A 14,597-nucleotide genomic window follows, 5' to 3' on the forward strand; every position below is an offset into this window, starting at 1 on the left:
AGAGCAGGGATGAGATGAACAAGGCGCCACGGCAGACGTTGACCGCTCCGATACGGAGGATCCGTTTCGCCTATGTGGCGCTGTTTTTTTGTGCCTGGACGTCGCTGATCGCGGTACGGCTGGGATGGCTGCAGGTGGTGCGGCACTCTGATTTCGTGCATCGCGCGGCGCTTCAGCAACAGAGGACATTCGAGGTCGCTCCACGGCGGGGATGCTGTATGACCGCAACCTGCGGGAGCTTGCGGTGACGGTGCAGGTGGATAGTGTGTATGCGGTGCCGTCGGAGCTTGGGGATAATCGTGCGAGCGCGGCAGAGATACTTGCAGAGATAGTGCACGCTGATCCGAGAGACAACTTTACGTCGCAGCAGCAGATGCTGGCTCGATTCAACGCTTCGAAGAACTTCGCGTGGGTGGCGAGGAAGGTCGATCCCGGTATTGTCGATCGTCTGCGCGAGCTGAATTTGAAGGGTGTGTACTTTCAGAAGGAGTTCAAAAGGTTCTATCCGAATAATGATCTGGCAGCACAGGTGTTGGGATATGTGGGTACAGACGATATTGGGCTGGGTGGTTTAGAGCGGCAGTTCGATGAGGATATGCACGGGGAGCCTGGGCATATGCTGACCGCGCTCGATGCGAAGCGGCATGTGCTGGGCAGTGAAGAGAGCCAACCGATGCCGGGCGAGAATCTTGTGCTTTCGATCGACGCGAATATTCAGTACATGGCGGAGCGGGCGCTGGACGCGCAGGTGGAGAAGGTGAAGGCTCTGCATGGGACGGTGGTGGTGCAGGATCCGCATACCGGGCAGGTTCTGGCACTGGCGGTGTCTCCGCGGTTCAATCCGAACGACCAGAAGCACATGGACGCGACCGTGTTGACGAACCTTGCGGTGAGCGATGTGTATGAGCCGGGGTCGACGTTCAAGCTTGTGACTTACTCGGCTGCGATCGATGCGGCGGGGTTCAGCCTACGGACATCGTCGACTGCCAGGGCGGTGCGATGACGATGTACGGCCGTACGCTGCATGACGACAGGAGCGATCACTTTGGGCGGGTGACAGTGCAGTATGCGCTCGAGCACTCCAGCGACGTGGGCGCGGCGAAGATGGCGCTGAAGCTGGGGAATCAAAAGTTCTATGACTATATGAGGGCCTTCGGTTTCGGCGATCGTTCGGGGATCGAACTGCCGAGTGAGACTCGCGGCTTGCTGCGGAACCCGAGGAAGTGGGGCGCGACGAGCATCCTGTCAATGGCGATTGGGCAGGAGGTGGGCGTGACTCCGGTGCAGCTTGTAACGATGGTGAGCACAATTGCGAATGGGGGAGTTTATATGCCTCCGCATGTGCTGCTGCAGTCGACCGATGAGATGAAGGGCGATCCGCGGTTGAAGCCTGCTGCGTTTCGGCCTTCGAACGGGCTGCCTGCGACTCTGCCGGATGGCGCGCACCGGGTTATCACGGAGATGACCTCGGCGAAGATGCGGATGATGATGCAGGGCATCGTGACGGAGGGCACGGGGCGGCAGGCGGCACTGAATGGTTATAGCTCGGGCGGCAAGACGGGCACGGCACAGAAGGTTGATCCGGCGACGCACACTTACTCTCACACGAAGCTGGTGGCGAGCTTCGCGGGCTTTGCGCCGGTGAGCAATCCTGCGATCTCGGTTGCGGTCGTGATTGACACTCCGACGGCCGGCAGCGAGGTGCAGCACTATGGCGGTGCGGCGAGCGCGCCGGTGTTTGCCGAGGTGGCGCAGCAGGTGTTGGAGTACCTGGGCGTGCCGCACGATCAGCCGCTGAAGACAAAAAAAGAGTTGATGGTGGCGGCGAAGACAGAGGAGGCCGGGGATGCGCCGAGCGAAAACACCGCGGATTTGAATGCGATGTTCGACGATGTGAACAGTTTGCCAGCGGACGACCCACTGCGCGCGCCGGCTAACGCTGCGGCTGTAGAGGTCGCGGCGAACGAGATGCCGGTTGCAGCTGCGCAGAGGGCTACCGGGAACGCTCCGGGCAAGACGGCGGAGATTTTGAATATGCTGCCGGCGAAGGTTCTGGCGGCGTTTCAGGCGGGTAGTGGGACTGACTCGACGGCATCTGATTTGACAGCGCGAACGACACCGCCGAAGGCTGCGCCTGCCGTTGAGGCGAAAGAAAGAGGTGCGGTTGTCGTGGATGCGGGGCTTCGTGTGCCAGTGCCTTCGTTCGAGGGATCTGGGCTGCGGGGGGTGGTGGAACGGGCGGATTCGGTGGGTTTGCGCGTGCAGGCAGTGGGGAGTGGTTTGGCTCGAGAGCAGGTGCCGGCGGCTGGGACAATGGTACCGACGGGGACTGAGATTGTGGTGCGGTTCAGTCGATGATGGTTTTGTGCTGCGAAATATTCGGATTGTCGGCTAGCATCCCTCTATGAATTGGGAGACTGTATGTAACGGGCTCAGTTCCGTGGATCGCTTTTGTGCTTCGGTAGAGATTTCGGGGGTTGAGTATGACTCTCGGCGGGTGGAACGTGGTGATGTGTTTGTTGCGATGCGGGGCGAGGCGACCGATGGAAATCGATATCTAGAGGCAGCTATCGCGAAGGGGCTGCAGCGGTGGTGACGGACTCTCGCGAGGCTTATGAGAGGCTGCGTCGAGAGCATGTGGGCGTTGGGGCGGCTTTGGTGGAGCGAGGACGGCGGGCGCTGGCAGAGGTCAGTGCCGCGGTGATGAGGCATCCGGAGCGTGGTCTTGCGTTGAGTGGTGTGACCGGGACGAATGGGAAGACGACTACGGCATTTTTGCTGGAGGCGATGCTTCGGAGTGTGGGGCGGGCGTGCGTGTTGATCGGGACGATTGAGACGCATGTTGGGGGCGAGGTTCGGGTTTCGCCGCATACTACGCCGGAGTCGCGAGATGTTCTGGAGATCTTTGCGGATGGTGTGAAGGCTGGCGCGACAGAAGCCGTGATGGAGATGTCATCTCATGCGCTGGAGCAGGAGCGGGTGTGGGGGCTGCCGGTGGATGTCGCGATGTTTACCAATCTGACCCAGGACCATCTGGATTATCACAGGACGATGGAGAAGTACTTCGCAGCGAAGGCGCGACTGTTTGAGGGGTTGGGACTTCCCCCAAGAGTAGCAGTCGTGAATCTTGATGATGATTATGGCGGTTTGATTGAAAAAGCAGCTGTTGGGTGCAGCGAACTCTGGACCTACGGGTTGAAAAAACCTACGGTTGGGTTCCGGAGTTTCGTGCGGAGAATGTGACCCTGCAAGCGGGTGAAATATCTTTTGACTGGAAGACCCCGATGGGGACAGTGGAGATGAGATCTTCGTTGACCGGGCGAGTGAATGTGTACAACCTGCTAGCAGCATCCTGTGCGGCTTTAGCTCGGGGTTTAAGTTTGGAGCAGATTGCGGAAGCTGCCGATAAGTTGACGCCTGTTCCGGGACGCTTTGAGACCATCGCGAATCAACTCGGATTTACCGTCGTTGTGGACTATGCGCATACGGACGATGCTCTGCGGAACTTGATCTCGCTGGCCCGGGAGCTGGTGAAGGAGCGCAATGGGAAGGTGATTACTTTGTTTGGTTGTGGCGGGGATCGGGATAAGACGAAGCGCCCGCGGATGGGCCGGGCGGCGGGGGAGGGAAGCGACCTGGTAGTGCTTACGAGCGACAATCCTCGAAGTGAAGATCCGATGGCGATTATCAATGAGGCTCTGGCGGGGGTGCGGGAGACGACAGCCAGGTGCATAGTAGAGCAGGACCGAGCCGCGGCGATCGAGATTGCGATTCGTGCGGCGAAGGCTCGAGACATTGTTTTGATCGCGGGTAAGGGACATGAAAAGGTGCAGATCCTGAGAGACGGGACGGTGCCGTTCGATGATGTGGCTGTTGCTGCTGGAGTTTTGAGGGAGATCGAGTGAAGCTGACCCTGGGGAAGATTGCGGACTGGATTCATGCGGATGGCGAGTTTGACACTTCGGCCGAAGCGGTGGGATATGGGATCGATTCGCGAACGATTGGCGGTGGGGAGCTATTCTTCGCGGTCCGCGGCGAGCGGTTGGATGGGCATGACTATGTGCAGGCGGCCCTCGCCAATGGAGCCATCGCTGCGGTGGTGAGCAATCGATGGGTCGTGCCGGCCGAGGTGGATGAGAAGCGGTTGTTGCAGGTGTCAGACTGCGAGGATTGCGTGTTGTGCGCGCTCCAACAACTGGCGCATTCTGTGCGGCGAGAGTGGGGCGGGAGAGTGATCGGGGTGACGGGGTCGGCGGGAAAGACGACGACGAAAGAGGCTGTGGCGCAGGTTTTAGGCGCGAAGTTCAAGGTGTTGAAGTCGGCTGGCAACCTGAACAACGCGTTCGGCCTGCCGTTGCAGCTTCTGAAGCTGGAGCCGGAGCATGAGATAGCGGTGATTGAGATGGGGATGAATCATGCGGGGGAGATTGCTGCGCTGGCACAGATTGCAGAACCGGATTGGGCCGTTGTGTCGAATGTGGGGCCGGTGCATCTCGAGTTCTTTCCGGAGGGGTTGATTGGAATTGCGCGGGCGAAGTATGAGTTGATTGAGGCGCTGCCTGCGGATGGCATCGCGATTCTGAACTTCGACGACGCTTATGTGGCGGCGTTTGGCCGTGGGTTGAGCGGACGTACGGTGTTTTACGGGTTTGGTGAGGGAGCCGGCGTGAGAGCTGTCGACGTCGCTGAGGTAGGCGCGGAGGGCGTGGAATTTACGGTAGAGGCTAAGGGTCAGCACGCCAGTGTGCAGTTGAAGATGTTGGGGAGGCATAATGTTCCGAATGCACTGGCTGCGATCGCTGTGGGTCTGCAAAGCGGGATGGAGTTGGGGGAGTGTGCGGCGGCGGTCGGCGAATTGCGCGCAGGGGATAAGCGTGGGGAGGTGCTGGAGTGGCGCGGGGCGACGCTGATCAATGATTGTTATAACTCCAATCCCACAGCGCTGAACGCGATGGTTGACGCGTTGATGGCGATTCCAGCGGAGCGGCATATTGTGGTTGCGGGGGAGATGCTGGAGCTTGGTTCGGATTCGGCTGCGCTACACGCTGCGTGCGGTGCGCGGATGAAGGAACGCGGGGTGGATTTTGTGCTCGGAGTGCGCGGTGCAGCCGAAGCTACTGTCGGGGCGGCCAGGGCTGTCGGCGTGGAAACACTCTTTGTAACAAGTCCTGAGGAAGCGGGTGAGTGGCTGGTTGCGAATGTGCGTGCGAGCGACGTAGTGTTGTTGAAGGCTTCCCGTGGCGTGCGTCTGGAGAAGGCTTTGACGGTATTAGCGGGAATGCCTCGGTGACGCAGCAAGATCAAACAGCATCTGAATGATTTGCTGATTTGCGAAACGAGAGGATACGGAGCGGAGAACTATGTCGAGCAACGGGAATGCACTGGTCAGGAAAAACTCCAATTCGGCGCTGAAGAAACATGCGAAGAAGGCGAGTAAGCACGTCGCAAAAAAGCAAGCGACAAAAAAACACGCAGCGAAGCACGCCACGAAGGCTGCTAAAAAGGCTGCGAAGAAGGCTGTAGAAAAGGTTGCTGGTTCCGGGGTGGTTTATGCCACTGATTACGGACTTATGACGGCGTTTCACCATCTGCAGAGAGCTTCGGTGGTGATTTCGCTGATGGAAAAGGGAACCGGGGAGGACCTGAGGGATCTGCTGGAGCGTGGAGTGAAGCTGTACCGCAAGGCAACGGAGGGCGAAGAAGGAAACAAGTTTGTGTTGCGGGCGATCGGGGTTCTGCGTGCAGCGGAGCATCTGTCGCTGGCAGGACTCTATGCTGCCCGGGAAAAACACCGTCAGAAGGTCGCGTCGCCTTCACCGGCGTGGCTGGCAAAGTTTATTGCGGAGGCGGATCAAAGATTGGAAAAAATCGAGCATGCTGAGCGCGGTAAAGGGACGGATCTTTTTTCGGTGACAGTTGAGTTGTTGCGGCAGGCAGAGGACTCGGATCACGATGCTCATCTTGCGTTCGAGCTTGCGATGGCGGCGGATGCGCTCTGCTTTGCGCTGGAGAACGGGCTCTGAGCGGAGAATTTCGAGATTCGGCGGCATTCTGATTGGTTCGCGGGTGAGATAACTACGGAATCCGGCGATGGTGCTGTTAAGATAGCCGTGACTCGCAACAGAAAACGGGCATGAGCTGCGGGTAAAAGGCGGAGGCGTTTTGCTCTATTGGTTGTTGTACCAGAAGCTGTTCCCTTACTTTCGGCTGTTTCGCATCTTTCGATATCTGACGTTTCGTACTGTGTTTGCGAGCCTTACGGCTCTGCTGATCGGTTTACTGATCGGCCCGTATGTGATCGAGAAGCTGCGCGAGTTTCAGATTGGGCAGTATATCCGGGAAGAGGGACCACAGTCGCACCAGAAAAAGAGCGGGACCCCGACCATGGGCGGCGTGTTGATCTGTATCTCGATCCTGGTGCCTACGTTGATGTGGTCTGATCTTTCGAATCCTTATGTCTGGCTGGTGATGTTGTCCACGCTTGCGTTTGGGGCGATCGGATTTGCGGATGACTATATCAAGGTTGTGCATCGGGAGAACCAGGGACTGACGGCGAGGGCGAAGCTCGGACTTCAATTTATAGTGAGCGCCGCGGTGGCGGCAACGCTGGTTGTGATGGAGATTCGGGGCGGTTACTCGACCCGGCTAATGGTGCCGTTTGCAAAGCGTTTCAGGCCGGATCTGGTGTGGGAGTGGATGGGGCACATTCCGCACATGCACTGGCTGGTGTTTTTGCCGTTTGTGGTCTTTGTGATGATCGTGATCGCGGGCGCGAGCAATTCGGTGAATCTGACCGATGGACTGGATGGTCTGGCAATCGGATGTACGATCATTGCGGCCGGGGCTCTCACGGTGCTGACGTACGTGAGTGGGCATGTAGTGTTTTCGGATTATCTTGAATTGCAGCGGATGCCGATGGTGAGCGAACTCACGGTATTTTGTGGGTCTATGGTGGGAGCGAGCATTGGGTTCCTTTGGTACAACGCTCATCCGGCCGAGATTTTCATGGGAGACGTTGGGAGTCTTGCGCTCGGTGGGGCAATTGGAACCGTGGCGGTTGTGATTAAACAGGAGCTACTACTGCCTTTTATTGGCGGTGTTTTTATTCTTGAGGCGTTGAGCGTGATGCTGCAGGTGGGGAGCTACAAGCTGAGGAATGGAAAGCGGATTTTCAAGATGGCTCCGCTTCACCATCACTTTGAGCTGATGGGATGGTCGGAGTCGAAGGTGATTGCGCGATTCTGGATTCTGGCGCTGGTATTTGCTTTGTTTGCATTGACTACGTTGAAGCTGCGATGAGAGTGTGAAGGCATGATGGATTTGAAGAATAAGCGGGTTTTGGTTGTGGGGCTGGGCAAATCCGGCCTGTCGGCGGCGATGTTTCTGCGTGCGCGAGGGGCACGGGTGACGGTGAGCGATACGCGGAGTGCGGTCGCGCTGGCGAAGGAGATTCCTGCGTTGTTGGAGGCGGGAATCATGGTGGAGTCTGGTGGACACGGGCTTCTGACGTTTCGGCGGCAGGATTTGATTGTGGTATCGCCAGGTGTGCCGATGGACACGCCTGAGGTGAAGCAGGTTGTTGCGTTTGGTCTGACTGTACTTGGAGAGCTGGAGTTGGCGAGTCGTTATCTGCAGGGGCAGGTGGTAGCGATTACCGGGTCGAACGGAAAGACGACGACTACGACGTTGGTGGGAAAGATCTTCAGTGATGCAGGTGTGCCGACGCAGGTAGGTGGGAATATTGGTCTGCCGGTTATCGATCTGGTGGCGAAGAGCACTGCGGAGACAATTAATGTGCTCGAAGTGTCGAGCTTTCAGTTGGAGACGGTGGAGGAGTTTCATCCACGGATTGCGGTGATCCTGAACATTACGCCGGATCATCTGGATCGGCATGGCAGCTTTGAGAAGTATGTGGCGGCTAAGGAGAGGATCTTCGAGCGGCAGGGCGTTGGAGACGCACTGGTGTTGAATGGGGATGATCGCGTGGCGCAGATGTGTGCGGCGCGGGCAAAGAGCGAGGTGTTCTGGTTCAGCGGGACGAAGGCCGTTCGACGCGGCGCGTTTGTGCGGGAGGGCGTGATCGTCTGGGTGGAGAAGGAGGGCGGGGTGACGGAGCCGGTGATGCCGGTTTCAGAGGTGCATCTGAAGGGTGCGCACAACATCGAGAATGTGTTGGCGGCGGTTTGCGTGGCGCGGCTGGCGAAGGTTTCGGTGGAGAGTATTCGGGCTTCGGTGGCGAGTTTTACGGCTGTGGAACACCGGCTGGAGATGGTTAGGAAGCTGAATGGGGTGGAGTTTTATAACGACTCGAAGGCGACGAATGTGGATGCGACGATGAAGGCTGTGGCTTCGTTCAGCAAAGGGATTCATCTGATTCTAGGCGGGAAGGACAAAGACTCGGACTATGGATTGATGGCCGCGTTGCTGAAGGAGAGGGTTAAGGCTGTTTATACGATTGGTTCGGCTGCAGAAAAGATTGAGCGTCAGCTGAATGGAGTCGTGAAGATGGTGGCAGCGGGAACATTGGAGATTGCGGTGGCTGAGGCGGCGAAGGCTGCTGTATCTGGCGACGTGGTGCTACTGTCGCCGGCGTGTTCCAGCTTTGACCAGTTTGAGAACTATGAGCATCGCGGCCGCGTGTTCCGGCAGTTGGTGAACGAACTAATTTGAAGAAGTGGAAGTGATGTATGGCGAAGAGAGTTGGGGTGGACAAGTGGCTCTTCGGAGTGGTGCTGCTGCTGGTGCTGTTTGGGCTGGTGATGGTATTTTCTGCGTCGGCTGTGATGGCGCAGTCGAGCCTGGGTCGCCCTATCCTTATGTGATGAAGCAGGCGATCTGGGCAGTGTTGGGGCTGATCGCGCTGGTTGCGTTGATGCAGGTGGACTATCGGACTTACAACAATCCCAAGGTAGTGTTTCCTGCAGTTGCGGTGACGATGCTGATGTTGATCGGTGTGTTTGCGATGAAGGACTCGCATGCGACGCATCGCTGGGTTCGGTTTGGGAACCTGTTTACGTTTCAGCCTTCGGAGTTGGCGAAGCCTGTGCTGGTGTTGTTTCTTGCTTACTTTTTGCAGACTCGAATCCACCAGATGGATGACTGGAAGGGGACGATTCTGCGCGCCGTTGCGGTGCCGCTGGCGTTTACGGCTTTGATCTTGAAGGAGCCTGATCTGGGGACCGGCATGGTCTGCATGGCTGTGACAGCTCTGATGTTGTACCTGGCTGGGGCGAAGACGAAGTACTTTGCGGTGGGTGCGGCGTTTGCGGCTCCTGTTCTTTACTTCATGCTGTTTCATGTTGCGTTCCGACGGGCGCGTATGTTGGCGTTTGTGAATCCTGAGGCTGATCCTCGCGGTACCGGGTTCCATATTCTGCAGTCGCTGATTGCGGTTGGAACGGGCGGGATACGCGGGCTTGGATTGATGGAGGGACGGCAGAAGCTGTTCTATCTGCCTGAAGTTCAGACGGACTTTATCTTTGCGAATATCTGTGAAGAACTCGGACTGATTGGTGCGTTACTGGTTGTTGGGCTGTTTGTGGCGTTGGGATATCGCGGGCTGCGGGCGGCGTTTCTTTCGACCGATCCGTTTGCGCGGTTTCTTGCGTTTGGGCTGACGACTGCGATTCTGATCCAGGCCTTCTTCAATATGAGCGTGGTGCTGGCGCTGCTGCCGACGAAGGGAATTCCGCTTCCGTTCATCTCTTCGGGCGGGACTTCGATCTTTATTACGCTGGCGAGCATGGGTGTGCTGCTGAATATTACGCGCGAGATTGATTGAAGTGGGGGAAAGGCAGATCGTGTGTCCTGCCGGACGGGCCTCCTGCGCGGAGGGCGGTCACTTCGTGACGGGTGTACCTTTTCTCGGTGGCGGGAGCGGTGTTGGTCCTCGCGTTGCTCGGAGTACGACTCGAGGAGAACGGCTCTGGTGAGCGAATCGGGACAGCGGTTGCGGGTTTTGGTTGCGGGGGGCGGGACCGGCGGGCATGTGATTCCCGCGTTGGCGATTGCGCGGGAGTTGCGCGATGCGCATGAGGCCGAGGCGCGGTTTGTGGGGACGGCACGTGGGCTTGAGACCCGGCTGGTGCCGGAGGCTGGGTTTCCGCTGGAGTTGATCCGGGTGGGGCAGTTGAAGAATGTGAGTTTAGCGACGCGGGTGCGGACGCTGGCAGATCTTCCGCTTGGTGTTGTGCGGTGCGTGGAGCTGGTGCGGAGCTTCAAACCGGATGTGGTGGTGGGGGTGGGTGGGTATGCTTCGGGGCCGGCGATGATGGCGGCGATCCTGTTGCGGGTTCCGACGCTGGCGTTTGAGCCGAACGCGGTGCCGGGGCTGGCGAATAAGCTGGTGGGGCGGTTTGTGTCGGCTGCGGCGGTGAACTTCGAGGAGACTCGGAGGTACTTTCGCGGGGCGCGGGTGACTGGGATTCCGGTGCGGCAGGAGTTCTTTGAGATTGCTCCTGCGATTGTTCCAAAGAAGGAAAGGGTTCGTGACTCCCTTGCGTACATTCCTCCGAAGGATGGACCTGTACCGGCTCGTCGGCTGCTTGTGTTTGGCGGGAGCCAGGGGGCGCGGGTCTTCAATGCGGTGATGCCGCAGATCGCTAAGAGGCTGTTGGAGTATGTGCCGGGGCTGAGGATTCTGCACCAGACGGGCAAGGGGCAGGCGGAGTCGACCGAGGAGGCGTATGGGGCGAGCGGTGCGGACCCCACTCGCTGGGAGGTGGCGGCGTATCTCGACGATATGCCCAGGAGGTTTGCGGATGCGGACCTGATTCTCTGCCGCAGCGGCGCGAGTACCGTTGCGGAGCTGGCGGCGGCGGGGAGGCCGGCGGTGCTGGTGCCTTTTCCGGGGGCAGCGGACGACCACCAGATGAAGAATGCAGAGGCCTTGGCGCGGGTCGGGGCTGCGGAGCTGCGCGTGCAGGAGGCAGACGACCTGATGGAGGCGTTTTTATTGAGCGATCTGTCGGGGCTTTTGCTGGATGCCGGGAGACTGGCGGAGATGGGCCGCAGGGTTCGAAAGCTGGCTCATCCCGATGCGGTGCGGGTGATTGGGCAGATGGTGGCAGAGCTGGCGGGGCGTTGATGATTCCGCCTGGACCTGATCAACCGGCGTCTCCTTCCATGCGGTACCCCCCTGGGGGTACCCCGAGCTAAAATAGCCAAAATCAATAACTTACGGATTTTTAGGTCTGTAAAATTGTCTTTCTAAACGAGTTAGGGGCAAATTCGTCTTTCCAAACGGGTTACGGGTCTCGATGACGAAAGCCCGGCTTTTGGCCGGGCTTCTTTGATCTCTATATCCAGTATAGCGGTTGGGGCATAACTCATACGCCACGCGAATCTGCTGGATTGGCGTGGGTTTTGGTGATTTGGGGGCTTGACAAGTCTTTTGGGGCGGTCCGGGCGAGTAGAGGCAAAAGCAGATTCCTACGGGATGACAACCAAAGGACGGGCAACGGCAGATGCAACGGCAACGGCAACGGCAACCGCAGATCCCTTCGGGGATGACAACAAAAGGACAGGCAACGGCAGATGCTACGACAACGGCAACCGCAACGGCAACAGCAACGGCAACCGCAACGGCAACCGCAGATCCCTTCGGGGATGACAAACAAAAGGACAGGCAACGGCAGAAGCTACGGCAACGGCAACGGCAAAGACAAAGCGGGCCCTACGGGATGAGAACAGAGAAATGCGGATTTCTGCAGGATGACGTGCAAGCAAAAGTTTGGAGCAAAAGAAGAGGGCTGGGGATTTGATCCCTCAGCCCTCGATTTGTCGGCATGGATTAGCGATGACCGCCACCACCGCCTCCGCCGTGTGAGCCGCCACCACCGCCGCCGTGGAAGCCTCCTCCACCTCCGCCACCGCTGTAGCCGCTGCCTCCGCCGTGCGAACCGCCGCCACCATAGTTGCCTCCGCCGGAGTATGAGGCGTGGGGAGCACTGGCGTAGTTGCTGTGGCTTTGAACGGCGGCTGGCTGTGAGTAGCTGCGGGATGCTCCGCTGTAGGCGCTGCTTCCTGCGTAGACGTTGCCTCCACTGTAGGAACGGCCTGCACTCGCGTTGTAGTTGGGGGTGCCTCCGTTGTAGGCGCGGCCCGCATTTGCGTTGTAGTTAGCGGTGCCTCCGTTGTAGCCGCGGCCTGCGTTGAGGTTGTAGTTGGCAGTGGCTCCGCTGTAGGCGCGGCCTGCGTTTGCGTTGTAGTTGGCGGTGGCTCCGTTGTAGGTGCGGCCCGCATTTGCGTTGTAGTTAGCGGTGGCTCCGTTGTAGGTGCGAGCTCCGTTATAGGAGGTGCCGACGCCCCCGGGGTTGAACGTATGCTGTGGTCGCCGAAGCCTCCGGCGGTGGTGCGGCCAGCGTTTGTCTGAGCGAAGCTGCGGCCGTTGATGTTGGAGCCGCGGGCGCCGCCGTAGCTGTTGCCGTGGTAGGCGATCGAGTTGACGTGGGTGAAGCTGGCTCCGCCGGGGTGGCCGGAGTATCCGTTATAGGCGCGGTTGTAGAAGTTGCCGCCGTGCCATCCGCGACCGACGTTGCAGTAGGTGCGGTTGTAGAAGAAGCGGCCGCCGCCCCAGTATCCGCCGTAAAAGCCTACGCCGAAGTAGCCGAAGCCGTAGTTGATGCCGCCGTAGTAGCCGACGTATGGGCCCCAGTATCCGGCGTTCCAGAAGTAGCCGTCGTTATAGCCCCAGTAGCCGGGGGTCCATAGGGCTCCGGTGTAGGGAGCTGCGACCCAGGCGCCTTGAATCCATTGATAGCCGTCAGCGGTCCACGCCCAGTATCCGGGGGTCCAGATATAGCCGTCGCCGGGGGCTGGAGGTTGTTCGTAGTCGGGGATTGGGGGAGGGGCCTGCTCGATGCCCTGGGGTTGTCCGGGCTGCGGTGCGCCGTACTGCTGCGGTGCCGCATACTGCTGTTGGGCGCCCTGGTTTGGGTCGCCGTACTGTTGGGGAGCACCGTATTGCTGGTCGTATTGCGGCGGGGCCGTGTTGTTCTGCTCGGCTCCATATTGGGGGTCCTGCTGAGCCTGCAACGCTGCGGGAGAGCCGTATTGATCGCTCGGGTTGTAGAGCTGGACCTGGGCCAGAAGAGGCATGGCCAGTGTGAAACCAGCAAGTGTTGCTGCTCCGACGGAGTTTCTGAAGAGGCGGGTGAACGTCATAGCGCTACCTTCCTGCTCAGCCTTCGTTTATCCGGTGCTGCGTCGTGCGGCGGACTTCGCGGAGAGCAAGGATGAGTTCCGGCCCGGCTAAATGTTCCCGGGTCAAGTGCTCAGTTGATTAGACACGAATTTATCGGGTTTGTTGCTAAATATTGATGTTGGCGCTCTATCGATCACGGAGGAAAGGTTGTAGCGATTTGATCGAGTTAGCGTGCAATTAGTGATTATTTGAGCCTTCGATGAAGAGTTTTCTGGGGCAGAGGACGTGAACGCCGCTTTTGGTGTCGACGAGCTGGGTGATGTCGACGTCGCAGGCGGTGGAGATGAGGGCGTAGGCTTCGTCGCGAGTGAGACGGGGGTGGCCGGGGATCTGGTCTGGTATCTCCTCTGACAGGAAGGTGATCATGTTGCGGACGGCCATCTCGGTGGCGGTTTTGAGGTCTTCGTCGAAACCCATGGCGATGTAGGCGGTGGGGGTTTCGCCTCGGGGCCATAACAGGTGTTGATCTTTGTGCACGATGAATTGGAAGGTGCCGGTGAGCTGGGTTTCGAGGGCGGTGATATCGACTTCGCCGTTGCCCTGTCCGGCGTGGCCGTCGCCAGCTTCGAAGAGGGCGCCTTTGGCGTTGACGGGGATGTACAAGGTTGTGCCGGCGACCATCTCCTTGTTGTCGATGTTGCCGGCGTGCATCCAGGGTGGGGCGGAGTTGTACTTGCCGGCGGACTCTGGCGGGGCGATGCCCATGGAGCCGAAGAAGGGGTGGAGGGGGATGTCGATGCCGGGGGCGAAGTGGCCGATCATCTTTTCGCGGTCGAGGGGGATGATGCGGGTGCGGCTGTAGGGGAAGTCGTTGGGGAGGAAGCCGCGGCCGGGGCCGAAGCCGTTGCAGGCCCAGGGGACGTCGATGGAGATCTTTTGGATGCGGACTTCGAGGACGTCTCCGGGTTCGGCTTCGGTGATGGCGACGGGTCCGGTGAGGATGTGGCCGCCTGGGCCTTTTTCGGAGGCGGGATAGTTTTTGTAGATGTCTTCGACGTAGGGGGAATGTCGGAGGGGGCGATGCCGAGGGATTTTAGGCGCTCGGGGGAGCCGCAGGTGGAGAGGGTTTGGATGGTGACGGTGTCGCCGGAGTGGATGGTGAGGGCGGGAGTGGCTTTGGCGGAGTAGAAGCCCCAGGCTACGGTGGTGGGAGTGGCGAGGAGGGTGTGCGGCTGCTGTGCGGCGGCGGGGAGGGTTAGGAGTGCGGCGCACAGGGTGGCGAGGCGGGTTCGGTTGGCGGGCATGGATTTTATATATCACGTCGAGCTTGCTGCGGTGTCCCCCGGACGGGCCCGCTGCGCGCGGGGCGGTCACTTCGTGACTTGTATACCTTGTGGTGGTGAGTGAACTATATCGGTCCTCCCGTTGGTCGGAGGGATAGTTTTCTTGACCG

At 59.2% G+C, this 14,597-nt stretch carries 11 protein-coding genes and 2 pseudogenes; 11 read left to right on the forward strand and 2 right to left on the reverse strand.

Translation table 11 applies throughout. From position 1 onward, the window contains the following. Window positions 1-14: 14 nt before the first annotated feature. The 11 genes and pseudogenes from RBB80_RS15410 (at window position 15) to RBB80_RS15460 (ending at window position 11,611) form a co-directional block, all read left to right on the forward strand. Window positions 15-2,358, forward strand: a pseudogene (locus RBB80_RS15410) (penicillin-binding transpeptidase domain-containing protein). 46 nt (window positions 2,359-2,404) lie between these two features. Continuing rightward, the gene (locus RBB80_RS15415) at window positions 2,405-2,596 is read left to right on the forward strand and encodes a Mur ligase domain-containing protein (protein ID WP_433969188.1); all 192 of its coding nucleotides are present in this window, start codon (window positions 2,405-2,407) and stop codon (window positions 2,594-2,596) included. Then, the gene (locus tag RBB80_RS15420) at window positions 2,593-3,243 is read left to right on the forward strand and encodes a Mur ligase family protein (RefSeq protein WP_433969189.1); all 651 of its coding nucleotides are present in this window, start codon (window positions 2,593-2,595) and stop codon (window positions 3,241-3,243) included. The genes RBB80_RS15415 and RBB80_RS15420 overlap by 4 nt, the downstream gene beginning before the upstream one ends. Next, window positions 3,171-3,905 carry a glutamate ligase domain-containing protein gene (locus RBB80_RS15425; RefSeq protein WP_433969191.1) on the forward strand — a complete coding sequence of 245 codons (735 nt, stop codon included), beginning with the start codon at window positions 3,171-3,173 and terminating at the stop codon, window positions 3,903-3,905. Before RBB80_RS15420 ends, RBB80_RS15425 begins: the two co-directional genes overlap by 73 nt. After that, a complete protein-coding gene (locus RBB80_RS15430; protein WP_433969192.1) occupies window positions 3,902-5,290 on the forward strand; it encodes a UDP-N-acetylmuramoyl-tripeptide--D-alanyl-D-alanine ligase in 1,389 nt (462 codons plus the stop codon). Before RBB80_RS15425 ends, RBB80_RS15430 begins: the two co-directional genes overlap by 4 nt. Window positions 5,291-5,360: 70 nt before the next feature. Continuing rightward, window positions 5,361-6,023 carry a hypothetical protein gene (locus RBB80_RS15435; protein ID WP_433969194.1) on the forward strand — a complete coding sequence of 221 codons (663 nt, stop codon included), beginning with the start codon at window positions 5,361-5,363 and terminating at the stop codon, window positions 6,021-6,023. 139 nt (window positions 6,024-6,162) lie between these two features. Further along, window positions 6,163-7,299 (forward strand): phospho-N-acetylmuramoyl-pentapeptide-transferase, encoded by a 1,137-nt coding sequence (gene mraY / locus RBB80_RS15440; RefSeq protein ID WP_433969196.1) that lies wholly within the window; start codon window positions 6,163-6,165, stop codon window positions 7,297-7,299. 15 nt (window positions 7,300-7,314) lie between these two features. Further along, entirely contained in the window at window positions 7,315-8,670 is a 1,356-nt protein-coding gene (murD, locus tag RBB80_RS15445) for a UDP-N-acetylmuramoyl-L-alanine--D-glutamate ligase (RefSeq protein ID WP_433969692.1), read from the forward strand. Between the two features lie 17 nt (window positions 8,671-8,687). Further along, window positions 8,688-9,781 (forward strand): annotated as a pseudogene (ftsW, locus tag RBB80_RS15450) (putative lipid II flippase FtsW). Between the two features lie 147 nt (window positions 9,782-9,928). Next, window positions 9,929-11,086 carry an undecaprenyldiphospho-muramoylpentapeptide beta-N-acetylglucosaminyltransferase gene (gene murG / locus RBB80_RS15455; protein ID WP_433969197.1) on the forward strand — a complete coding sequence of 386 codons (1,158 nt, stop codon included), beginning with the start codon at window positions 9,929-9,931 and terminating at the stop codon, window positions 11,084-11,086. Between the two features lie 351 nt (window positions 11,087-11,437). Further along, on the forward strand, window positions 11,438-11,611 hold the full coding sequence (locus RBB80_RS15460; RefSeq protein WP_433969199.1) for a hypothetical protein: 174 nt from the start codon (window positions 11,438-11,440) through the stop codon (window positions 11,609-11,611). A gap of 155 nt (window positions 11,612-11,766) precedes the next feature. Here RBB80_RS15460 and RBB80_RS15465 read toward each other — a convergent pair whose 3' ends face one another. Together RBB80_RS15465 and RBB80_RS15470 are read right to left on the reverse strand one after the other, a co-directional pair. After that, complete coding sequence (locus RBB80_RS15465) at window positions 11,767-13,164, reverse strand: hypothetical protein (protein WP_433969201.1); 1,398 nt, start codon at window positions 13,162-13,164, stop codon at window positions 11,767-11,769. A 217-nt stretch (window positions 13,165-13,381) separates the two neighbouring features. Further along, window positions 13,382-14,464 (reverse strand): acetamidase/formamidase family protein, encoded by a 1,083-nt coding sequence (locus RBB80_RS15470; protein ID WP_433969202.1) that lies wholly within the window; start codon window positions 14,462-14,464, stop codon window positions 13,382-13,384. Window positions 14,465-14,597: the final 133 nt, after the last annotated feature.

Source organism: Tunturiibacter gelidiferens (assembly GCF_051013345.1).
GTDB lineage: Bacteria > Acidobacteriota > Terriglobia > Terriglobales > Acidobacteriaceae > Edaphobacter > Edaphobacter gelidiferens_A.

Excerpts from the sequence above, each read along its gene's own strand:
- RBB80_RS15465 (WP_433969201.1), bottom strand. The coding sequence starts at position 13,164 with ATGACGTTCACCCGCCTCTTCAGAAACTCCGTCGGAGCAGCAACACTT.
- RBB80_RS15460 (WP_433969199.1), top strand. The coding sequence starts at position 11,438 with ATGACAACCAAAGGACGGGCAACGGCAGATGCAACGGCAACGGCAACG.
- murD (WP_433969692.1), top strand. The coding sequence starts at position 7,315 with ATGGATTTGAAGAATAAGCGGGTTTTGGTTGTGGGGCTGGGCAAATCC.
- RBB80_RS15435 (WP_433969194.1), top strand. The coding sequence starts at position 5,361 with ATGTCGAGCAACGGGAATGCACTGGTCAGGAAAAACTCCAATTCGGCG.
- RBB80_RS15415 (WP_433969188.1), top strand. The coding sequence starts at position 2,405 with ATGAATTGGGAGACTGTATGTAACGGGCTCAGTTCCGTGGATCGCTTT.